Origin of the sequence: Streptomyces scopuliridis RB72 (genome assembly GCF_000718095.1) — a bacterium.
Taxonomy (GTDB): domain Bacteria; phylum Actinomycetota; class Actinomycetes; order Streptomycetales; family Streptomycetaceae; genus Streptomyces; species Streptomyces scopuliridis.
This window is the reverse complement of record NZ_JOEI01000016.1, coordinates 51,626-72,209: the sequence shown is the minus strand read 5'-3', so window position 1 is coordinate 72,209 and position 20,584 is coordinate 51,626. Positions and strand designations below refer to the sequence as shown.

Annotated in this window: 19 protein-coding genes and 1 pseudogene; 7 read left to right on the top strand and 13 right to left on the bottom strand. The window is 70.6% G+C overall.

Annotation, left to right across the window (positions count from 1 at the left end):
* Positions 1-31: 31 nt before the first annotated feature.
* The 4 genes and pseudogenes from IF11_RS0121000 to IF11_RS0120985 form a co-directional block, all read left to right on the top strand.
* Positions 32-868 carry a helix-turn-helix domain-containing protein gene (locus tag IF11_RS0121000; RefSeq protein ID WP_030353211.1) on the top strand — a complete coding sequence of 279 codons (837 nt, stop codon included), beginning with the start codon at positions 32-34 and terminating at the stop codon, positions 866-868.
* Complete coding sequence (locus IF11_RS0120995; protein WP_030353210.1) at positions 865-1,101, top strand: DUF397 domain-containing protein; 237 nt, start codon at positions 865-867, stop codon at positions 1,099-1,101. The genes IF11_RS0121000 and IF11_RS0120995 overlap by 4 nt, the downstream gene beginning before the upstream one ends.
* Positions 1,102-1,326: 225 nt before the next feature.
* Positions 1,327-2,004: a DUF4232 domain-containing protein gene (locus IF11_RS0120990; RefSeq protein ID WP_030353209.1), complete on the top strand. Its 678-nt coding sequence runs from the start codon at positions 1,327-1,329 to the stop codon at positions 2,002-2,004.
* 974 nt (positions 2,005-2,978) lie between these two features.
* A pseudogene (locus IF11_RS0120985) lies at positions 2,979-3,320 on the top strand (hypothetical protein); the annotation flags it as partial.
* Positions 3,321-3,403: 83 nt separating this feature from the next.
* On the opposite strand, the gene IF11_RS0120980 reads toward IF11_RS0120985, so the two are convergent.
* Positions 3,404-4,687, bottom strand: a complete 1,284-nt coding sequence (locus tag IF11_RS0120980) for an adenylosuccinate synthase (protein ID WP_030353207.1) — start codon at positions 4,685-4,687, stop codon at positions 3,404-3,406.
* Positions 4,688-4,904: 217 nt separating this feature from the next.
* Here IF11_RS0120980 and IF11_RS0120975 point away from each other — a divergent pair, with 217 nt between their 5' ends.
* The gene (locus IF11_RS0120975) at positions 4,905-5,750 is read left to right on the top strand and encodes a diacylglycerol kinase family protein (RefSeq protein WP_030353206.1); all 846 of its coding nucleotides are present in this window, start codon (positions 4,905-4,907) and stop codon (positions 5,748-5,750) included.
* A gap of 28 nt (positions 5,751-5,778) precedes the next feature.
* On the opposite strand, the gene IF11_RS0120970 is transcribed toward IF11_RS0120975, so the two are convergent.
* Positions 5,779-6,339: a GbsR/MarR family transcriptional regulator gene (locus IF11_RS0120970; protein WP_051746099.1), complete on the bottom strand. Its 561-nt coding sequence runs from the start codon at positions 6,337-6,339 to the stop codon at positions 5,779-5,781.
* 105 nt (positions 6,340-6,444) lie between these two features.
* On the opposite strand from IF11_RS0120970, the gene IF11_RS0120965 reads away from it, so the two are divergent.
* Together IF11_RS0120965 and IF11_RS0120960 are read left to right on the top strand one after the other, a co-directional pair.
* Positions 6,445-7,431 (top strand): ABC transporter ATP-binding protein, encoded by a 987-nt coding sequence (locus IF11_RS0120965; protein WP_030353204.1) that lies wholly within the window; start codon positions 6,445-6,447, stop codon positions 7,429-7,431.
* Positions 7,428-9,047 carry an ABC transporter permease gene (locus IF11_RS0120960; RefSeq protein WP_030353203.1) on the top strand — a complete coding sequence of 540 codons (1,620 nt, stop codon included), beginning with the start codon at positions 7,428-7,430 and terminating at the stop codon, positions 9,045-9,047. Before IF11_RS0120965 ends, IF11_RS0120960 begins: the two co-directional genes overlap by 4 nt.
* Before the next feature lie 72 nt (positions 9,048-9,119).
* On the opposite strand, the gene IF11_RS0120955 is transcribed toward IF11_RS0120960, so the two are convergent.
* From IF11_RS0120955 to fbaA, 11 genes are all read right to left on the bottom strand, one after another.
* A complete protein-coding gene (locus IF11_RS0120955) occupies positions 9,120-9,713 on the bottom strand; it encodes a Uma2 family endonuclease (protein WP_030353202.1) in 594 nt (197 codons plus the stop codon).
* Between the two features lie 140 nt (positions 9,714-9,853).
* Positions 9,854-10,513, bottom strand: coding sequence for a response regulator (locus IF11_RS0120950; protein ID WP_030353201.1), 660 nt, complete (start codon positions 10,511-10,513; stop codon positions 9,854-9,856).
* Entirely contained in the window at positions 10,510-11,808 is a 1,299-nt protein-coding gene (locus IF11_RS0120945) for a sensor histidine kinase (protein ID WP_037728198.1), read from the bottom strand. The genes IF11_RS0120950 and IF11_RS0120945 overlap by 4 nt, the downstream gene beginning before the upstream one ends.
* Positions 11,809-12,021: 213 nt before the next feature.
* Complete coding sequence (locus IF11_RS0120940) at positions 12,022-12,933, bottom strand: NmrA family NAD(P)-binding protein (RefSeq protein ID WP_078490826.1); 912 nt, start codon at positions 12,931-12,933, stop codon at positions 12,022-12,024.
* 68 nt (positions 12,934-13,001) lie between these two features.
* Positions 13,002-13,886, bottom strand: coding sequence for an alpha/beta hydrolase (locus IF11_RS0120935; RefSeq protein ID WP_030353198.1), 885 nt, complete (start codon positions 13,884-13,886; stop codon positions 13,002-13,004).
* Positions 13,887-14,046: 160 nt separating this feature from the next.
* Complete coding sequence (kynU, locus tag IF11_RS0120930; RefSeq protein WP_078490814.1) at positions 14,047-15,315, bottom strand: kynureninase; 1,269 nt, start codon at positions 15,313-15,315, stop codon at positions 14,047-14,049.
* Positions 15,308-16,153 carry a tryptophan 2,3-dioxygenase family protein gene (locus IF11_RS0120925; protein ID WP_030353196.1) on the bottom strand — a complete coding sequence of 282 codons (846 nt, stop codon included), beginning with the start codon at positions 16,151-16,153 and terminating at the stop codon, positions 15,308-15,310. The genes kynU and IF11_RS0120925 overlap by 8 nt, the downstream gene beginning before the upstream one ends.
* Positions 16,154-16,246: 93 nt before the next feature.
* Complete coding sequence (locus tag IF11_RS0120920; protein ID WP_240627808.1) at positions 16,247-17,080, bottom strand: DUF3152 domain-containing protein; 834 nt, start codon at positions 17,078-17,080, stop codon at positions 16,247-16,249.
* Between the two features lie 341 nt (positions 17,081-17,421).
* Positions 17,422-17,835, bottom strand: coding sequence for a DUF3151 domain-containing protein (locus IF11_RS0120915; protein ID WP_030353194.1), 414 nt, complete (start codon positions 17,833-17,835; stop codon positions 17,422-17,424).
* Positions 17,836-17,837: 2 nt separating this feature from the next.
* Positions 17,838-19,436, bottom strand: a complete 1,599-nt coding sequence (locus IF11_RS0120910; RefSeq protein ID WP_078490813.1) for an MFS transporter — start codon at positions 19,434-19,436, stop codon at positions 17,838-17,840.
* A 107-nt stretch (positions 19,437-19,543) separates the two neighbouring features.
* A complete protein-coding gene (gene fbaA / locus IF11_RS0120905; RefSeq protein ID WP_030353192.1) occupies positions 19,544-20,575 on the bottom strand; it encodes a class II fructose-bisphosphate aldolase in 1,032 nt (343 codons plus the stop codon).
* Positions 20,576-20,584: the final 9 nt, after the last annotated feature.

Here is a 20,584-nt window from a genome sequence, read left to right as displayed (position 1 = left end):
TGAGTCCGGTTGAGTCGAAAAGGTGATCGCGATGGCGCGAGCGGAAAACAAGGAAACGGCGGGTCCTGCGACGCGATTGGTGGCTGATGTCGCCCGCAGGATGCGCATCAAGAGAAAGCTGACGCAGGAACAGCTCGGAAAAGAGCTCGGTTTCTCGGGTGCGGCGGTGAGCGCGATGGAGACGTGCGCGCAGCCGGCGAGTGACGAGATGCTGGTGGCGCTGGAGCGGGTGCTCGGGGAGGGGATGGGCATCTTTGAGCAGGCGCGGGAGTATGTACGGCTGGACAAGTATCCGGAGCAGTTCAAGGACTATGTGCTGCTGGAGCAGAAGGCGGTGGGACTACAGCTGTACGCGACGTTCGCCATCCATGGTCTGTTCCAGACAGAGGAGTACGCGCGGGCGCTGATCGGCGGCGGGTATCCACCGCTGCCCGATCAGCGAGTGGAGGAATTGGTGGAGGTCAGGATGGCGCGGAGGGCGCTCTTCGACAGGGAGCCGGTGGCGCTGATCGAACTGGTTCTGGAGGAGTCCACCCTGACCCGGACGATCGGAAGCAAGGAGATCATGCGCCAACAGATGCTGCACCTCACAGAGTGCGCGAAGCGCCGCAACGTTACGCTGCAAGTGCTACCCCTTGACTGCGGGTTGAGCGGCGAGCACGCGGGGGACCGTGGCGAAATGAATCTGCTGGAGACTCCAGACCACGACCACCTGGCCTTCCTTGAGATCCAGGGCGAGAGCCTGCTCATCAGCGACCCTGCCAAGGTGAGCACCCTCGCCCAGCGTTATGCGAAAATCCGGTCACAGGCCCTGGGTCCTCGCGAATCGCTGGGCCTCATCGAGCGGTTGGCAGGAGACCAGGAATGAGCAGCACCCTGCGGTGGTTCAAGTCCAGCTACAGCGACAGCGGCGGCGGGAACTGCATCGAAGTCGCCTTCGACTGGCGCAAGTCCAGCTACAGCAGCGACAGCGGCGGCGACTGCGTCGAGGTCGCCACCTGCCCGCACTCCGTCCACGTCCGTGACTCGAAGAATCTCGAAGGCCCCACCTTCGCCGTCGCCCCCGACGCCTGGGCACGGTTCCTCAGCTGGGCCGAATAACCCGGAGCGGGGCCGGCCGTAGTCCGGCCCCGCACCGGGGTCCTGGCCGTCGACGGCGGGACATGCCCCTTGAGCTGGGGTTTGGTGCAACCCAACGCCGTTTTTTGGAACCGAAGTTGCTGAGACAGAACCCGGACATCCACAGGATCATTTCAGGATCGACTCGGCCCTAGTGTCATCGGTGTCAGCAGGAAACACCGCAACCGACAGCCGCTGGAGATCATGATGCGTTCGCGTCTCGCCGCCCGTTCCGCCCGTCTCGTCCTGGCCGCCGCGGCCGTGACGGCCCTCGCCGCCACCACCACAGCCTGCGGCCCCGAAGACAACGGCGCCGCAGACTCCGCAGCCACCTCCGCCGCCTCCTCCGCCGGCAGCGGCGGAAGCGACAGCTCCTCCAGCGACAGCCCCTCCACCAGCGGCTCGTCCACCGGCGGCTCCAACTCCAGCGGCTCCACCGACAAGACCGACTCCGGCGACGCCGGGAAGAGCGGCTACGGGCAGTCCTGCGGCACCAACGACCTGGACTTCACGGTCACCTCGGAGTCCCAGGCCGGCGGCTACTACCTCGTCACCGCCAAGGCCAAGTCCGGCATCACCTGCTACCTGGACATCAACACTCCCAGCGTGTCCTTCGGCTCCGGCGCCGACGGCGTCGCCTCCCCCGTCGGACAGGGTGGCGAAGACCCCATCAAGCTCACCGGCTCCGCCGTTGCCTACACCGGCATCAGCCCCAAGACCACCAACAACAATGACGGCAAGGAATTCGAGAACGTCATCATCGCCACCACCGAGGAGGACCCCGACCCGGCCGAGCTCAAGCTTCCCGACACGGCCACCGTCGACAAGCCCATCGTCACCAACTGGTCCACCAACCGCGCCGAGACCGTCCCCGTCATCGTCTGACGAACCGGACCGGGACCGTCGACGTCGCGCTCTACACCACGGCGTACGTCGACACGGTCATCCCCGCGCACCCCAGGGCGCTCCTTCGTCGCGTCGGCTGCGCCGATTCCGCTTCGCTCCACCCTTGACACCCAACCCTCCACCGCAAGTGCAGCTTTGTGGAGGGGCGGCCCCGGGGGGAGGGGTCCCCGGGGAGGCTCCCTTGTTCCTGGGGTCCGTTCCCGGCCTCCTGGCCGGTGGTGGGGGCGCATCAGTGGAATGGGGCGGCCCGGCCCCGCCTCAGCGACTGTTCGTATGTGAGGGGCTGGGATTCATGCCCCGCTGGTGAGGGCGTGTGGGTGGTGGGGTGGGTGTGACTGGTGAGGCGCCGAGTGGGCCGCTGAGAGGCCGTGATGTGCCCCGCTGCCCGGTTACCTGGCGCCAGGACGCATCACCGCCCGGAGGAGCCCCGGAACACCTCGCCAAGCCGGGACATACGGGTCAGATTGCAGGGGTGGTCGGCAACGGACCGCCACCAGCGGGGCATGCGCCCCAACTACCCACCCACATCAGCTCGCTGAGCCGGTGCCGGGCCGCCCCACACCACTACCGCGCCCCCACCACCGGCCAGCAGGCCGGGAACGGACCGGCCCCACCAACTCAGCCCCCCGGGGACCCCTCCCCCCGGGCCGCCCCTCCACAAAGCTGCACTTGCGGTGGAGGGTCGGGAGTCAAGGGTGACCGGAGGTCATCGGCTTGCCGACGCGACGAAGGAGCGCCCTTGACGCCCGACCCGGAACCGCGAAACTGAAGCCTGAGGGGCGGCCCCCACCCGCCATCGAACCTTCCGGGTCACCCCGGATACCTCTCGGTCCTGACCCGCACTCGGCAACGAACGGCCAACAGCGGGGCATGAATCCCAGCCCCCCCCCACAGCGGTCAGACGCTGAGCCGGTGCCGGGCCGCCCCACTCCACCACCGCGCCCCACCCACCCGGCGCGTACAACTCCGGCGCCCACGTCCAGCAGTTGATCGCCATGGGCGCGCCCACCACCGTCGCTGTCGTCGTATCGATCAGCGACACCGGCCAGCTGGTCAACTTCGATCCCGTCGTGGACCTGGTCGTCCAGCCGGCCGGAGCCACCAACCACGACAACGGCCACGGCCACGGCCACGGCCACGGCCACGGCCACGGCCACGGCCACGGCCACGGCCACGGCCACGTCACGCTCCGGGCCGTCGTGCCGAAGCTCGCGATCCCGCGCGCCGGCGACCAGGTCCTCCTGGTCGCCGACCCCGCGCAGCCCGGTGACTTCCTCTACGCCGGGATGGTGTGACCGGGCCCCGGGAGCCCCTGGGGCCCGAGGGGCCTTACCCCAACCGGGCCTTACCCCAACCGGGCCTTACCCCAACCCCGTTCCTACAGGAACGAGTTGACCTGGATCGTCTCCGTACGGCCCGGACCCACGCCGATCGCCGAGATCGGCGCTCCCGACATCGCCTCCAGCGCCTTCACGTAATCCTGCGCGTTCTTCGGCAGGTCGGCGAAGGTCTTCGCCTTCGTGATGTCCTCCGACCAGCCCGGCAGGTACTCGTACACCGGCTTCGCGTGGTGGAAGTCCGTCTGGCTGTACGGGAGTTCCTCGACGCGCTTGCCGTCGATCTCGTACGCCACGCACACCGGGATCCGCTCCCAGCCGGTGAGCACGTCCAGCTTGGTGAGGAAGAAGTCCGTGAGGCCGTTGACCCGCGTCGCGTAGCGCGCGATCACCGCGTCGAACCAGCCGCAGCGGCGGTCGCGGCCCGTGGTGACGCCCCGCTCGCCGCCGATGCGGCGCAGCGCCTCGCCGTCCTCGTCGAACAGTTCCGTCGGGAACGGTCCGGCGCCGACGCGCGTCGTGTACGCCTTGAGGATGCCGATGACCCGGCTGATCTTCGTCGGCCCCACCCCCGCGCCCGTGCAGGCGCCGCCCGCCGTCGGGTTGGAGGAGGTGACGAAGGGGTACGTGCCGTGGTCCACGTCGAGCAGCGTGCCCTGGCCGCCCTCGAAGAGGACGACCTTGCCCTCGTCGATGGCGTTGTTGAGGATCAGTGTCGTGTCCGCGACGTACGGCTTGAGCTGGTCCGCGAACGTCAGCAGCTCCTCGACGACCTTGCCGGACTCTATGGCGCGCCGGTTGAAGACCTTGGCGAGCAGCTGGTTCTTGGACTCCAGCGCCGCTTCGACCTTCTGCTCCAGGATCGACTCGTCGTAGAGGTCCTGGACGCGGATGCCGGTGCGGTTGATCTTGTCGGCGTAGGTCGGGCCGATGCCGCGGCCGGTCGTACCGATCTTCCGCTTGCCGAGGAACCGTTCCGTCACCTTGTCGACGGTTACGTTGTACGGCGTGATCAGGTGCGCGTTACCGCTGATCAGCAGCTTGGACGTGTCGACACCGCGCTCGTTGAGCCCGCTCAGCTCGGAGAGCAGGACAGCCGGGTCGACGACCACTCCGTTGCCGATCACCGGGGTACACCCCGGGGAGAGGATTCCGGAAGGGAGAAGATGCAGTGCGTACTTCTGGTCGCCCACGACGACCGTGTGACCGGCGTTGTTGCCGCCCTGATAGCGCACGACATAGTCCACGGACCCACCGAGCAGGTCGGTGGCCTTTCCCTTGCCTTCGTCACCCCACTGAGCACCGAGCAGCACAAGTGCGGGCACAGGCGTACACCCCTTCCGGGCGGGGCATGTCCAAGGTCAGGGGGCGCGCAAACGCCGTTCATACGGCGCGTGTACGCCATATCTACGCGTATGACATCGCACTACGTTGTACGACGCGGTCCTGACCGTCGAACCGGATGCCCCGGAATAGACGAAGCCCCTGGCGCAATAGCGCAAGGGGCTCTTGCACAAAGATGCTACCCGAGGAAGGACCGAGGTGTCGGCTCCAGAGCCCGCCGAGAACGGTGCGCAACAGCTTCTGGTGGTCATCGACCCCTTCGCCCGCAGGACCGACGGCGAATCGGTCCGGATCGCGAAGGACGTGCTGAGCGCGGGTGCGGCGGTGAAGTTCTGCCTCCCCGACGGCCCCGAGGAATTCGCGCGGGCGCTGGCCCGGCGGGGCAGCAGACGGCCGGTGGTCGTGGGCGACGACCGGACGCTGCTGCGGACCGTCGCCCTGCTCCACCGGGAACGGGAGCTGGCCTCGGGAGCGCTGTCGCTGGTGCCGATCGGCGCCTCCGTGGAGCTGGCCCGCTCCCTGGGTGTGCCCACGGGCGCGGTGGCGGCGGCGCGCGCCGTGCTGGACGGCGCGGCGCGCCAGCTCGATCTGCTGGTCGACGACAGCGACGGGGTGGTGCTGGGGGATCTGCGGATCCCGGCGCTGCCCGCGGCGCGCGCGCCGGGCGCGGCCCCGGCGGCGGGGTCGGTCTGGCACACCTGCCGCTCCCTGGTCCGCACGCTCGTACGGCCGGTCCCGTATGTGTTCGCGGCACATACGCACCATCGACTGAGGGTGGAGGCGGACGGTGTGCTGCTGAACGATCTGGACGAGCCGGTCGAGGGCGTACGGGTGTCCTCCCGTGGCGGCCGCGCCGAGGTCGTGATCCGTACGCACGCCTCGGCCGAGCCGGTGCGCGCCAGCGCGCTGTCCGTCACGGTCTCGGGCGCGGACTTCCGCTACCGCGCGGACACCCGGATCACGGGCCCGGTACGGACGCGGACCTGGACGCTCCGGCCGGGGGCGTGGCAGCTGACGCTTCCGGCGGGGGCGGGGGCACGATAACCCCGTACCTCAGCCTCCGCCGCCCGCTTCAGCCTCCGCCGCCCGCTTCCGCCGCGCGCCTGGTCTCCTGGTGGTCCTTCCAGCGGTCCATCAGCGCGAGCAGTTCCTGCTGGAGGAACTCGAAGAACTCGACCGTCTCCGCCACCCGCGCCCCCGCGGGGGTGTCGCGGCCGAGCGTCTCGGCGCCGTCGCGCAGGGTGTTCTCCCAGCGGGTGAGTATGGAGTCGCGCTGGGCGAAGGTGTTGTACCAGAGCTGGTGGTGCAGCCGGTAGCGGTCCCGGCGCGAGCCGGGGTCCCGCTCCCTGCCGACCATGCTGACCTGCGTGAGATAGCGGACCGCCCCCGAGACGGCCGCAGGGCTGATCCGCAGCTGTTCGCTCAGCTCGGCGGAGGTCATGCTCGCGTCGTCCGAGCTGAGCAGCGCCGCGAAGACCCGGGAGGCCGTGCGCTGCATTCCGGCCTCGGTCATGTCGGCCGCGAAGCGCTCCACGAAGCGGGAAACGGCTTCCTCGTCCCGCCGCGCACCGTCCGCGCTCCCGTCCGCGCTCTTGTTCCCGTTCGCGTCCCGGCGCTGGTCCTCGCTGGTCATCGGCCCATCGTCTCCCCTGCTCGGCGTCCACCTCGATCTTAACCCGAATCCTTTTTACGCTTCCTTAACTTCACAAGTTTGTGAAACTAGCGTACGTTCCGAAGCATGACGAAGGCAATCACCGTCGCCGGACTGCACAAGTCGTTCGGCCGGACGCACGCGCTGGACGGCCTTGACCTCGCCGTCGAGACCGGTGAGGTCCATGGCTTCCTCGGCCCCAACGGAGCCGGCAAGTCCACCACCATCAGAGTCCTCCTCGGACTGCTGCGCGCCGACTCCGGCGCGGCCCAGCTGCTCGGCCGGGACCCGTGGAAGGACGCGGTCGAGCTGCACCGGCGCGTGGCCTACGTACCCGGGGACGTGACCCTGTGGCGCAACCTCTCCGGCGGCGAGATCATCGATCTGTACGGGCGGCTACGTGATGGGGGCCGCGCGAAGCGCGTCAGGCAGGGTGGTGGTGGGCGACGGGCGGGCGGGCTCGACGCGGCCCGGCGGGACGAGCTCGTCGAGCGCTTCGAGCTGGACCCCACGAAGAAGGGGCGTACGTACTCCAAGGGCAACCGCCAGAAGGTCGCCCTCGTCGCCGCGTTCGCCTCGGACGTCGATCTGCTGATCCTCGACGAGCCGACCTCCGGGCTCGACCCGCTGATGGAGGAGGTCTTCCAGCGGTGCGTCGAGGAGGAGCGTGACCGGGGCAGGACCGTGCTCCTCTCCAGCCATGTGCTGAGCGAGGTCGAGGCGCTCTGCGACCGGGTGAGCATCATCCGCAAGGGCGTGACCGTCGAGTCCGGTTCGCTCTCCGAGCTGCGCCATCTGACCCGTACGAGCGTGAGCGCGGAGCTGTCCGGCGAGCCGAACGGACTGGGCCGGCTCCCCGGCGTGCACGACCTCGACATCCAGGGAAAGCGGGTCAGGCTCCAGGTCGACACCGACAAGCTGGACGCCGTACTGCGCTCGCTCTCCGAGTCCGGCATCCGCTCGCTGACCAGCACCCCGCCCACCCTGGAGGAGCTGTTCATGCGCCACTACGCGGCCGGAGAAGCCGAAGACGCCGATGACTCCTACGCGGCCGGCCGGGCGGTCGCGTCATGACCGCCACCACCCTGGCCGTACCGATGGCGCGCACCGGCGGCACCCGTCAGCTGGCCGGCACCGGCACGCTGCTGAGGCTCGCCCTGCGCCGGGACCGGATCATCCTGCCGGTGTGGGTGCTGGTGCTCGGTGCCTCGTTCCTGTCCGTCACGCAGTCCGTTTCGACGCTGTACGACACGGACGCCAAGCGGGCCGACCTCACCCGGTCGATGTCCGCCAACGGCTCGCTGCGCGCCCTGTACGGACCCGTCTTCAGCGACTCCGTGGGCGGGCTCACCTCCTGGCGCATGATCGCCTTCGGGGCCGCGCTCGCGGCCGTGATGAGCCTGGTCATCGTCGTACGGCACACCCGGGAGGAAGAGGAGACGGGCCGTCAGGAGATGCTCTCGTCCGCGATGGTCGGGCGGCGCGCGCCGCTCACCGCCGCGCTGCTCACGGCGCTGATCGCCAACGCCGCGCTGGTCCTGGCGGTCACCGCCGGGCTCGTCGGCAACGGGGAGGCCGCGACCGGCGCGCTGGCGCTCGGCCTCGCGACCGGCGGGGTCGGCATGCTCTTCGCCTGCACCGCCGCCATCGCCGCGCAGATCACCGAGAACGCCCGGCTCGCGAAGGGGCTGACGGCCGCCGTCATCGGCGCCACGTTCGTACTCAAAGCGGCGGGCGACGCGTCGACCGACGACGGCTCGTCCGTACTGACCTGGCTCTCCCCGATCGGCTGGGCCGAGAACGTACGCGCCTTCGCCGACGAACGCTGGTGGGTGCTGCTGGTCCTGCTGGCCGCGATCGGCGCCCAGGCGGTCCTCGCGTACACCCTGGCGGGCCGGCGCGACCTCGGCATGAGCTTCCTGCCCGCGCGGCCGGGACCGGCTGCGGGCACGCTCGCCACGGCGGGCGGGCTCGCGTGGCGCCTCCAGCGCGGCAGCGTGCTCGGCTGGGGAAGCGGCTTCCTGCTCACCGGGATCATGTTCGGCGGCATCACGGACGGCGCGGCGGATCTGGTCGGCGACAATCAGCAGACCCAGGAGATCATCCAGCGGATGGGCGGCCAGCAGGGACTGACCGACGCCTTCCTCGCCGCGATGGTCGGCATGCTGGGGATGGTCGCGGCGCTGTACGTGGTCGCGTCGGTGCTGCGGCTGTACGCCGAGGAGACCGGCCAGCGCGCGGAACCGGTGCTCGCGGGCGCGGTCGGCCGGCTCCGCTGGGCCGCCGGCCATCTGGTGATCGCCTTCGGCGGCGCGGTCCTGATCATGGCGCTCGGCGGTCTCGGCCTGTTCCTCGGATACGGCGCGCACCTCCCGGCCATCCTCGGTGCCGCCCTGGTCCAACTGCCCGCGATCTGGGTGCTGGGCGCGCTGGCGGTCGTGCTGTACGGCGTCTTCCCGAAGGCGGCCGTAGCGGCCTGGGCCGTCGCGGGCCTGGCCCTGGCCCTGGGCTGGATCGGCCCGGCGCTGGATCTGCCGCAGTCGGTGATGAACCTGTCGCCGTTCGGACATCTGCCGAAGCTGCCGGGCGGGGAGATGGCGTGGACGCCGGTGGTGGTGCTGACGGCGCTGGCGGTGGCGCTGGTAGGGACGGGACTGGCGGGGCTGCGGCGCCGGGACGTGCTGAACTGACCTGGGACGGGCAACGGCCCGCCTTGTCCACAGGCTGTGGACGGGGCGGGCCGAGGCGTAGCGGCACGCGCGTCAGCTGACGTAGTCCTCCAGCTCTTCGGTGTCGAGTTCAATGCCGACCGGGGAGGGGAGCGTGACCTTCTTGCCGAAGTCCACCGCGTGGCGACGGCCGTACCCATCCGCCGCCGGATCACTGTGCACGGTGACCGTGCAGTGGTCGCGATCGATCAGCAGATAGAGCGGGATGCCTGCGGCAGCGTAGGCGGCGGGCTTCTCTTTACGGTCCCGCCGGTCCGTGTCCCAGTCGTACGAAGTGACTTCGACCACCATCAACGCACGTGCCGGGTCGGCCCAGTCGTTCTGTCCGAGGAAGCTCTTTCTGGGGGCGAGGATCGCATCCGGTTTGGCCCTGCCTTTACGGTAGGTCTCGACCTCAAGACCCAACTCCCCACCGGCATATAGCCACACGTCCGGCCGGGCCTGCAGACAGCGTTCCTGAAGCCACCTGATGATCTCGCTGTGGTCGCCGTCCGTCATGCCCTTGAACCCGATCCGTCCGTTGATGAATTCCAACCTGACGGTGTCGGACTGCTTCTCGACGAGTTTGGCGATCTTCTCGAACTCCTCGACGGACATCTGGACCGCGCGCTCTGCCATAACTGTCATGGTGCACCTCCTGTCAGGCGGACACCAGCGTGACGTGCCCCCCGAGCGGACGAAACGGTTCTTTCCGGTGCGATCACCCGTGCGAGTGATCAAATGACCGGTACTCGCCACCCCCGGCCCGCGCGGTCCCCGGTGTCGGCTCAGCCCGGAGTCACCAGCCGCGCCTCGTACGCGAACACCGCCGCCTGCGTACGGTCCCGCAGGCCCAGCTTCACCAGGATGCGGCTCACATGCGTCTTGATCGTGGACTCCGCGACCACCAGGTGCTCGGCGATCTCCGCGTTGGACAGACCCTGCGCGATCAGCACCAGGACCTCCGTCTCGCGCTCCGTGAGATCGCCTATCCGGGCCATCGCCGGGGCGCGCGGGGTTTCCGAGAGTTTGGAGAACTCCGTGATCAGCCGGCGGGTGACAGTCGGTGCGAGCAGCGCCTCGCCGGAGGCCACCACCCGTACGCCGTCCGCCAGTTGACGGGCCGAGGCGTCCTTCAGCAGGAAGCCCGAAGCACCCGCGCGCAGCGCCTGGTAGACGTATTCGTCGAGGTCGAAGGTGGTCAGCACCAGCACCTTCGCGTCAGCGTTCGCCGCGACGATCTCGCGGGTCGCCTCGATGCCGTTCAGCTCCGGCATGCGGATGTCCATCAGCACCACGTCGGGGTGGAGCGCGGCGACCTGGCCGACGGCCTCGCGGCCGTTCACCGCCTCGCCGACGACCTCGATGTCCGGCATCGCGTTGAGCAGGACCGAGAAGCCCTCGCGGACCATCACCTGATCGTCGACGATCAGTACCCGGATGGTCATGACGCGTCCCCGTCCTGCACGGCGGCCACCGGAATGAAGGCCGCGACCTCGTAGCCGCCGTCCTCCAGGAGGTCCGCGGTCATCTCGCCGTTGAGCATCGTGACACGCTCCCGCATCCCCGTGATGCCGTGCCCCGAGCCGGGCGAGGGTTTGACCAGGCCGCGCGGCGGGGTGTTCACGATCCGCAGGCCGAGGCCGCCCAGTACGTACGAGATCTCGACCCGCGCGGTCGAGCCCGGCGCGTGCCGGAGCGCGTTGCTCAGGGCCTCCTGGACGATGCGGTACGCCGAGAGCTCCACGCCCTGCGGCAGCGTACGGACGGATCCGGTGATCGCCTTCTCCACGGTCAGCCCCGCGTCCCGGACATTCCCGAGAAGCCCGTCGAGATCGGCGAGCGTGGGCTGCGGGGCGTCGGGGGCCTGGTAGTCCTCCGCCCGTACGACCCCGAGGACCCGGCGCAGCTCGGTCAGCGCGGCGACGGCGTTCTCCCGGATCGTGGCGAACGCCTGCTCAAGCTCGGGCGGTGGGTTCTCCACACGGTACGGGGCGGCCTCGGCCTGGATCGCGACGACCGACATGTGGTGGGCGACCACATCGTGCAGCTCGCGGGCGATGGTGGTGCGCTCCTCCAGCAGCGTGCGCCGGTCGCGTTCGACGGCGGTGACGCTCTGCTGCGCGGCGACCTCCTGCCGCGCCTCCCGGCGGATGTGGAGCACGGTCACGATCAGCAGGATGATCGCGGAGAAGAAGAGCATGATCATCGAGACGGAGACTCCGGACCCGTAGCCGCGGTTGAACACCACCTCCATGAAGAACGCGTACGCCGCCGTGGCCACCCACAAATAGGCGCCCGTGCGCGGGTGGGTACGGATCGCGGCCACCGTCAGCACGGTGAGGTACCCGAGGAAACTGGATGCCCCCCACGGCCAGCTGTCGAATCCCACGACACCCAGCGCGCCGGATGCTCCCAGCGACAGCCACCAGGCGCCGATCGGCCTGGCCATGGTGAGCAGTACCGGAATCGCCGGGAGAAGGCCGAACAGAGCGCCGCTGTCGGCGACACCGACGAACAGCACCAGAAGCGCGCACGCCACGATCACGGCGTGCGGGGTCCAGGCGGCGTACTCACGTATCCGGCCCGGCAGCCGACGGGTGATCGCGCCGTCCGTCCGCATGGGCTTGAGCGGACGGTAGGCGAAGGCATCGTGGAAGAGGTCCTCGCGCAGGCCGCTGATCAGGCCCGCAGCCAAGCGGATCTCAGGGCTCCGGGTCTTCCCGGTGTCTGTCTGGGTCACGTTGCCACGGTAGGCGGAGGGAGGGACGGGGTCGTCACCAGCGAAGCGGATCCTTGCCCGTCCGTCCCAGGTACTACTGGGCGCACCCGGCCCCCGTGGAGTCTCCGGCCCCCGTGGAGTCTCCGGGCCCCGCGGAGTCCCGGGCCCCGCGGAGTCTCGGGTCCCGCGGAGTCTCGGGTCCCGCGGAGTCTCGGGTCCCGCGGAGTCTCCTGCTCAGGCCCGGAAGGCCGCCGCGTGCTCCGCCGCCCACTCCGCGAACGTACGGGCCGGCCTGCCGGTGACCTCCTCGACCGTGCCGGCCACGGTCCTGCCCTCGGGCGGGGTGTCCCGGTACACCATGATCAGGAAGCCGATCACGTCCTCGGGATGGCCCGCCGCGCGCCACCGCTCCTTCGCGGCTTCCTCGGTCAGCTCCACGAGCGCGATCTCCCGGCCCCGGGCCGCCGCCAGCGCGTCCACCTTGTCCTGGACGGTGAGCGTCTCGGGCCCGGTGATCAGATACGTACGGCCCGCGTGCCCCTCCTCGGTGAGCGCGACCGCCGCGACCGCGCCGATGTCGGCCTCGTGGATCATGGCGCTCAGCCGGCCGGTGAACGGCTCGCGCACGGTGTCCTCCGTACGGATCGCCTCGGCCCACTCCAGCGCGTTGGACATGAACTCGACGGGCTGCACCACGGTCCAGTCCAGCCCGCTCGCCTCGACGGCCCGCTGGAGCGGGGTCTCCTCGCCGCCGAAGAGGACGGTCACGCGCCGTACGCCGGCCTTCCGCGCCAGCTCCACGATCTCGGGTCCGGTCTCCAGCGGCGCGAACATCGCGCCGCCGAAGGTGATCAGATGCAGCCCGGTGACGCCGTCGAGGGCGGGGACGAGGCTCGCGGGATCGCCGAGGTCGCCCCGTACGACCTCGACGCCGGGGACGCCGGGCGGGAAGTGTGCGAGGAGGGCGGCCTCCGCCTTCTCGGGGTCACGGGTGAGCGCGCGGACGGTGTGACCACGGCGGAGGAGTTCGGCGACGACCTGGCGGCCCACGGTTCCGGTGGCGCCGGTCACGAGCACGGTCTGGCTGGTGTTCTTGGTCGCGGTGTTCTTGGTCGCGGTGTTCTTGGTGCTGGTGTTCTTGGTCATGGGGAGACCGTAGGAAGACTTGCGGTCGGTTTCTGTCCGCGTCTCCTCCTGCGCGGAGGGCGGCTCAGTCACCAGGCGAGCTGGGCGATCTCCTCCGCCACCACCGCGCACGCGTCCGCCGCCGGGTCGATCAGCGGGAAGTGACCGACCTCCTCCAGCAGCGTCAGCCCCACCATCTCGCCCGCCCGCCCCGCCGCGTCCACGAACGCCTCGGAGACGGTGTGCGGCACGGTGAGGTCCGTACGGCCCTGGACCACCGCCGTCGCGATGCCCGTCGGCAGCAGCACGGCCGGGTCCGCGCTCTCCCTGCGCTGCTTGAACTCCTCCTCGTCGCCGAGCAGTTGGAGGATGGCCCCGCCGCACACATCCAGCTCGACAGCCCGTACGAGATCCGCGATCGGCGCCAGCGCGACGACCCCGCGCAGCGGCGGGGGCTGCGGCAGCCGCCACGGCGAGCCCGCCGGGAGCACATGCCGGGCCGCCGCCCACAGCGCGAGATGGCCGCCCGCGGAGTGGCCGGTCAGCACGGTCCGGCGCGCGTCGGCCTGCGGCAGCGCGCCGGCGGCCAGCGCGGGCAGCGCGTCCATCGCCGCGGCCACATCGTCGAACGTCTCGGGCCAGCGCCCCGCCACCGGCGGCCCGCCGCCCTGCTGCGGGAGGGCCGGACCCCGTCGGTACTCGACATTGGCGACGGCGAATCCGCGCCGGGCCAGGAAGTCCGCGAACGGGGTCATATGCGTACGGTCGTACGCCGCGCGCCAGGCGCCGCCGTGGAGGACGACGACCAGCGGCACGCGCTCCTGGTTGCCCCGGGGAGCGTAGAAGTCGATCACCTGATCAGGGTGCTCGCCGTACGCGGCGGTGGCATCGGGCCGGACGACCGGATGGGAGAAGACCGATTCGGTCTCTGCGGCGTCACGAGCAAGGGCATCGTGCGCGGCGGGGTCCGGCATCTTGCTCCAACCTTTCGGTACGGGGGCCGAATTGACCTGATCAGCGGGGACGCTATCAGCCCTGCGGGGACCCGATCACCCCGATCCCCGGCGGCCGCACGGGCGACCGCCGGGGCGCCGTGGCCCAGGCCGTGGCCCAGGCCGTGGCCCAGGCCGTGGCCTAGTCTTCGGCCGGCACCTCCGTCAGGACCTCACCGAGGGCCCTCGCCGCCCGTTCCGCGTCGGCGAAACGCGTATAGAGCGGGGTGAATCCGAAGCGCAGCACATCCGGCCTGCGCAGATCCCCGACGATCCCCCGGGCGATGAGCGCCGCCATGACGGCGGGTGCCTCGGCGCAGCGCAGCGCGATCTGGCTGCCGCGCTCGGCGTGCGCGGCGGGGGTGAGCGAACGGACCCGGCCCGGCGGCGCGTACGCCTCGACGCACTCCAGGAAGAAGTCCGTGAGCGCGAGGCTCTTCTCCCGTACCGCCGCCAGGCTCACCCCCTCCCAGACGTCGAGGGCCGCCTCCAGGGCCAGCATGGAGAGGATGTCGGGGGTGCCGACCCGGCCCCGTACCGCGCCGTCCGCCGCCGTGAAGTCCGGGGACATCGCGAACGGGTCGGTGTGCGCGTTCCAGCCGGGCAGCGGGGAGTCGAAGCGGGCCTGGTGGCGCTCGGCGACGTAGAGGAAGGCGGGCGAACCGGGCCCGCCGTTCAGGTACTTGTACGTGCAGCCCACCGCGAGGTCCACACCCTGCGCGTCCAGCCCGACCGGCAGGGCGCCCGCGCTGTGGCAGAGGTCCCAGACGGCGAGCGCCCCGGCCTCGTGCACAGCCGCCGTGATCCCGGGGAGGTCGTGCAGCCGGCCGGTCCGGAAGTCGACATGGTTGACGAGTACGACGGCGGTACGCGGCCCGAGCGCGCCGAGCAGCTTCTCCGGGTCGACGGGGACGATCGGCAGGCCGGTCATCCGGGCCGCGGACCTGGCGATGTATCCGTCCGTGGGGAAGGTCGTGGCGTCGACGAGGATCTCGTCCCTGGCCGGCTCCGCCGGGTCCAGCAGCCGTACCGCGCCCACCACGGCCTTGAAGACATTGACGCTGGTGGAGTCGCCGACCACGATCTGTCCCGGCCCCGCGCCCACGAGCGGGGCGATCCGGTCGCCGATCCGCTCGGGCGCCGTCCACCAGCCGCCCTCGGTCCAGGAGCGGATACGCAGCTCGCCCCACTGACGGGTGATCACATCCTGGACGCGCTCGGGGACATGGCGGGGCAGCGCGCCCAGCGAGTTCCCGTCGAGATAGACGGAGTCGTCGTGGAGGGCGAACAGATCGCGCAGTGCGGCCAGTTCGTCGGCGGAGTCGAGCATCGCGGCCTGTACGGCGAGGGACTTGTCCTGGGACGTGTGATGTTCCCGGGGAGTCCCGGCGGTCTCGTGTGCGTCAGACATGGCTGCGCGCCGTCCACAGCTCGGGGAACACGTTCTTCGCGGCCCGCTTCTCCAGCCAGGCCACGCCCGCGGAGCCGCCCGTACCGGTCTTGGATCCCATCGCCCGCCGGGTCGCCACCAGATGGTCGTTGCGCCACCGCCACACCAGCTCGCCGACATCCGTCAACGCCTCACCGAGCCGGACGAGTTCGGTGTGCTGACCGGGCTCGCGGTATATCCCGGCCCAGATCTCCTCGACCGCCTGCGACGGCTCGTACCGCTGCGCGAGATCGCGGCCGAGCACCTCCGCGGGCACCGGCAGCCCGCGCCGGGCGAGCAGCCGCAGGGCCTCGTCGTACAGGCTCGGCTCCTGGAGCGCCTTCTCCAGCTCGGCGTGGACGCGCGGCGCGCCCCGGTGCGGGACGAGCATGGACGCGGACTTGTCGCCGAGCAGGAACTCCATGCGCCGGTACATCGCCGACTGGAAGCCGGAGCCCTCGCCGAGCGCTGCGCGGTACGAGTTGAACTGCGCGGGCGTCAGCTGGCCGAGCGGCTTCCAGGAGGCGTTGAGCGCCTCCAGCTCGCGTACGGACCGCTTGAGCGCGTCGACCGCCACCGGGATCCGGTCCTCGCGCAGCGCGCGGGACGCGGTCTCCCACTCATGGACGAGGACGGTGAACCACAGCTCCATGACCTGTGTGGTGACGAGGAAGACCATCTCGCCGGGGTCGTCGGAGCGCGGGTGCTGCAGATGGGTGAGGACGTCCGCCTGGACGTAGTCCTCGTACGGGGTGGTCCCGGCGAAGTCGAGGTTCGGGGCTTCCGAACCGGCTTCGGGGACATCGGGGGCGTGCGACATCGCTGTCTCCTCGATATGTGCTGCCGGGTAGCGGTCCGCCCCTTCCGTGTTGGTTACGGAGCCCCGGTCCCCTACCGGCATCATAATCCGGGGTCAGAGCTCGGGGCCTGTGATGTACTTCCCGTTCTTGTCGTACGGCCAGGCGTTGGAAGTGCAGCCGTCCAGGCCCTTGATCTGCTGCATCATCACGGGGGCGGGACGGCCGGGTCCGGAGCAGCCCAGATGCCGGCGCAGGCCGATCTCGTGGCCGACCTCGTGGTTGATGATCAGATGCCGGTAGTCGGCGGCCGGCCCGTCGAACGTCGGGGACCCCAGGACCCAGCGCCGCAGATTGACCACGACACCGTCCACGGTCTCGCAGTTCAGCTCGCCGTGGGTGTCGAGTCCCTGGGCGCCGCAGAGCTTGTCGGCGGTGGCGGGTGTGGCGATACGGATGACGAAGTCGGCGTTCGCGGAGACCAGCTGGAAGGAGCCCCGGCCGTGCGCGGCCCAGCCGCGCGGATGGGCGAGTATCCGCTCGATCTCGGCCGCAGCGTCCTTCGCGGAGATGTCGATCCCGTTCTCGACCTGGACGCGGTAGCGGCGCAGCGGTCCCTTGCCGACAGGGTCGCCGTGCGCACGCGCGGTGGTGAAGGTGCCGGGGCCGGAGGCGGGGACGTGGGGCGTCGCCTCCGGGGAGTCCTCCTCGGCCGGCTCGCTGGGCGGCGGGGACGACGGCGGCGGCTCCGGGGACGGAGGTTCCGGGGAGGGCGCGACGGGGGACGCGGTGATCACGTCGGCGGTCGTGGTGGCCCCGCTGTCTCCCGTATCGCCGCCCCGCCAGGCGGCGAGGGCGGCGCCGGCGCCGAGGAGTACGGCGACCAGGCCCAGCCCCGCCAGGACCAGCCGGGCGAGCGGACGGCCGCGACCGCGACGCCTCCCGCGCACACGGCCACGGACACGGTCACGACCGCGGCGGCCTATTCGGCGTACGGCAGCACGCTTACCCAAAACGGACTTCTCCCCTGGTGCGACCGGCGTTGGGGGGAGAGGCGCGGGTGGGGGGCCTCTGTGCCGGGGCGGGCTGATGATCTGCGGTGCGTGCGATCGATCAGACCGAAGGCCCGCGCCCTGGATGACGGGCGGGGCCTTCGATAGGTTCCGTCGCGGAACGATCAAGCAGCGATCAGCCGTCTGCCGGCCGCGAGGGAAGAGCCGGCCGGGGCCGCCTGGTGGGCGCCTGAGGGAGAGCCGGTCAGCCGAGGATGTCGGTCAGCCGAGGGTGCTGGTCAGCCGAGGGTGTCGGCCGCGAGCGGCGAGGAGTCACGCAGGAACGTCGAGCAGCGCTCGTACTCGTCCTGCTCCCCGATCGCCTGCGCGGCGCGGGCGAGCGCGTGCAGGGCGCGCAGGAAGCCGCGGTTCGGCTCATGCTCCCACGGCACCGGGCCGTGCCCCTTCCATCCGCTGCGCCGCAGGGAGTCGAGCCCGCGGTGGTAACCGGTCCTGGCGTACGCGTACGACTCGACGACGCGGCCGCTCTCGAACGCGCCGTCGGCGAGCTGTGCCCAGGCCAGCGAGGAGGTCGGATATTTCGCGGCGACGTCGGCGGGCGGCGTGCCGTTCGCGAGCAGCTCACGCGGCTCGGGATCGTCGGGCAGTTGGGTGGGGGGCGGTCCCCCCAGGAGGTTTTCATGGATACCCATACCTACAGTCTGCCTTGCCCCGGCCCCGCGGACCCCGCGTCCCCGCCTCCGTCCGAACCCCCGCTCGAACCGTCGCCGGATCCGCCGCCCGTACCGCTGCCGGGTCCCCCACCCGGTCCGGTGCCGTCCTTGGCGGTCCCGCTCCCGCTCCCGCCGTCCCCGCCCTCCCTGGCCAGCTGTTCCAGGGGCGGTGCGGACAGCCCGCAGCTCACCCGGCACTCGGGCTCGATCCGGTCGGCCGACGTCTTCGGCGTACGTACCGTCGCCCAGGCGATCAGCGCGCCCGCCACCAGCACCCCCGCGCAGATCGGCATCGCACGGCGGAAGGTGGTGTCGAACTGCGTCGCCGAGTGGTACGCCTCCGGGCCCGTGCCCGTCAGCAGCGGCAGCGCGGCGACCGCGAGCAGGCCCGCCGCGCGGGCCGCCGCGTTGTTGATACCGCTGGCCAGACCCGCCCGCGCGTTGTCCACGGAGGCCAGCACCGTCGACGTCAGCGGCGCGACCAGCGTCACCATGCCCATCCCCAGCACCACCAGCGCGGGCAGCACATCCGCGAGATACGAGGCGCCCGCGCCCACCCGCACCATCAGCAGCAGCCCGGCCGCGCACAGCAGCGGCCCCACAGTGAGCGGGAGCCGCGGGCCGATCCGCTCCGCCAGCGCGCCGGAGCGCGCGGAGAGCAGCAGCATCAGCACGGTCGTCGGCAGCAGAGCCGCCCCCGCGCCCAGCGCCGAGTACCCCACGACCACCTGGAGCTGGAGCGCGGCGAGGAAGAAGAAGCCACCGAACGCCGCGTACACGCAGAGCGTCACCACATTCACCGAGGTGAACTGCCGGGACGCGAAGATCGACGGCGGCAGCATCGGGTCCGCCCTGCGCCGCTCGACCAGGACGAAGGCGACCGCGATCAGCACGCCCACCGCCCCCGACCAGGGCGCCTTGCCGATCAGCGCGTACGTGATCAAGGCCAGCGCCGCCGCACCGAGGAACGCGCCCAGCACATCGAACCGGCCGTGGTGCCCGGGGGCCCTGGTCTCCGGTACGTGGCGCAGCGCCACCGGTACGCACAGCGCGGCCAGCGGCACATTGATCAGGAACACCCAGCGCCAGCCTGGACCGTCGACCAGCCAGCCGCCGAGAAACGGACCGACCGCCGCGCCGACCCCGCCGAGCCCCGACCACACCCCGACGGCCCGCGCGCGGTCGTCCGGATGGAAGCTCGACTGGATGATCGCGAGCGAGCCCGGTACGAGCAGCGCCCCGCCCACGCCCTGCAACGCACGGGCGATGATCAGCACGAGGGCGTTCGGCGCGATCCCGCACAGCAGCGAACCGCACGCGAACCAGACGATCCCGATCACGAAGATCCGCCGCCGGCCGTACCGGTCGCCGAGCGACCCGCCCAGCAGGATCAGCCCGGCCAGCGTGAGCATGTAGGCGTTGACGGTCCACTGGAGGTCCGCGAGATCCGCGTTGAGGGACCTCCCGATGTGCGGCAGCGCGACATTGACGACGGTGGAGTCCAGCAGGGCCATGGTGGAGCCGAGCACCGTCGTCAGAATGACCCAGCGTCCCTTGGCGGAGGACAGCCTGATGTCCATACGGGGATCATCCTCGCCACGCGGCCGGGTGGCGACCCGGCGGACGGTATGGAAGGGCCCGGCACCGCGACCGGTGCCGGGCGTACGGGAGACACCGCTCCCGCGCGTTACTTCAGCTTGGTGCCCGTGGAACGCAGCGCGGCGCACGCCTCGGTGACGCGCTTGGCCATGCCGGCCTCGGCCAGCTTGCCCCAGGTGCGCGGGTCGTAGGTCTTCTTGGAGCCGACCTCGCCGTCGACCTTCAGCACACCGTCGTAGTTCTTCAGCATGTGGTCCGCGACGGGACGCGTGAAGGCGTACTGGGTGTCGGTGTCGAGGTTCATCTTCACGACGCCGTTCTCCAGCGCGGTGGCGATCTCCTCGGCCGTGGAGCCGGAGCCGCCGTGGAAGACGAAGTCGAAGGGCTGGCTGCCCGGGGCCTTGCCGTACTTGGCGGCCACGCCGTCCTGGAGGTCCTTGAGCAGCTCGGGGCGGAGCACGACATTGCCCGGCTTGTAGACCCCGTGGACATTGCCGAAGGACGCGGCCAGCAGGTAGCGGCCCTTCTCGCCCAGGCCGAGGGCCTCGGCGGTGCGCAGCGCGTCCTCGACGGTGGTGTACAGCTCGTCGTTGATCTCGTGGCTGACGCCGTCCTCCTCGCCGCCGGTCGGGGTGATCTCGACCTCAAGGATGATCTTGGCGGCGGCGGCCTTGGCGAGCAGTTCCTCACCGATGGCCAGGTTGTCGGCGAGGGTCTCGGCGGAGCCATCCCACATATGCGACTGGAAGAGCGGGTTACGGCCGGCGGCGACCCGCTCGGCGGAGATGTCGAGCAGCGGACGGACATAGCCGTCGAGCTTGTCCTTGGGACAGTGGTCGGTGTGCAGCGCGACGGTGATGTCGTACTTCGCGGCGACGATATGCGCGAACTCGGCGAGGGCGACCGCACCGGTCACCATGTCCTTGTTGTACTGGCCGCCCAGGAACTCCGCACCACCGGTGGACATCTGGATGATGCCGTCGCTCTCGGCCTCCGCGAAGCCACGCAGTGCGGCGTGCAGGGTCTGGGACGAGGTCACATTGATGGCCGGGTAGGCGAACTTGCCTGCCTTCGCCCGATCGAGCATCTCGGCGTAGACCTCGGGGGTTGCGATGGGCATCGGGCCGCT

Bases quoted from the DNA above. Each gene is read 5' to 3' on its own strand.
- IF11_RS0121000 (WP_030353211.1), top strand. From the start codon at position 32: ATGGCGCGAGCGGAAAACAAGGAAACGGCGGGTCCTGCGACGCGATTG.
- IF11_RS0120995 (WP_030353210.1), top strand. From the start codon at position 865: ATGAGCAGCACCCTGCGGTGGTTCAAGTCCAGCTACAGCGACAGCGGC.
- IF11_RS0120990 (WP_030353209.1), top strand. From the start codon at position 1,327: ATGCGTTCGCGTCTCGCCGCCCGTTCCGCCCGTCTCGTCCTGGCCGCC.
- IF11_RS0120970 (WP_051746099.1), bottom strand. From the start codon at position 6,339: ATGACCAGCGAGGACCAGCGCCGGGACGCGAACGGGAACAAGAGCGCG.
- IF11_RS0120965 (WP_030353204.1), top strand. From the start codon at position 6,445: ATGACGAAGGCAATCACCGTCGCCGGACTGCACAAGTCGTTCGGCCGG.
- IF11_RS0120960 (WP_030353203.1), top strand. From the start codon at position 7,428: ATGACCGCCACCACCCTGGCCGTACCGATGGCGCGCACCGGCGGCACC.
- IF11_RS0120955 (WP_030353202.1), bottom strand. From the start codon at position 9,713: ATGACAGTTATGGCAGAGCGCGCGGTCCAGATGTCCGTCGAGGAGTTC.
- IF11_RS0120950 (WP_030353201.1), bottom strand. From the start codon at position 10,513: ATGACCATCCGGGTACTGATCGTCGACGATCAGGTGATGGTCCGCGAG.
- IF11_RS0120940 (WP_078490826.1), bottom strand. From the start codon at position 12,933: ATGACCAAGAACACCAGCACCAAGAACACCGCGACCAAGAACACCGCG.
- IF11_RS0120935 (WP_030353198.1), bottom strand. From the start codon at position 13,886: ATGCCGGACCCCGCCGCGCACGATGCCCTTGCTCGTGACGCCGCAGAG.
- kynU (WP_078490814.1), bottom strand. From the start codon at position 15,315: ATGTCTGACGCACACGAGACCGCCGGGACTCCCCGGGAACATCACACG.
- IF11_RS0120925 (WP_030353196.1), bottom strand. From the start codon at position 16,153: ATGTCGCACGCCCCCGATGTCCCCGAAGCCGGTTCGGAAGCCCCGAAC.
- IF11_RS0120915 (WP_030353194.1), bottom strand. From the start codon at position 17,835: ATGGGTATCCATGAAAACCTCCTGGGGGGACCGCCCCCCACCCAACTG.
- IF11_RS0120910 (WP_078490813.1), bottom strand. From the start codon at position 19,436: ATGGACATCAGGCTGTCCTCCGCCAAGGGACGCTGGGTCATTCTGACG.
- fbaA (WP_030353192.1), bottom strand. From the start codon at position 20,575: ATGCCCATCGCAACCCCCGAGGTCTACGCCGAGATGCTCGATCGGGCG.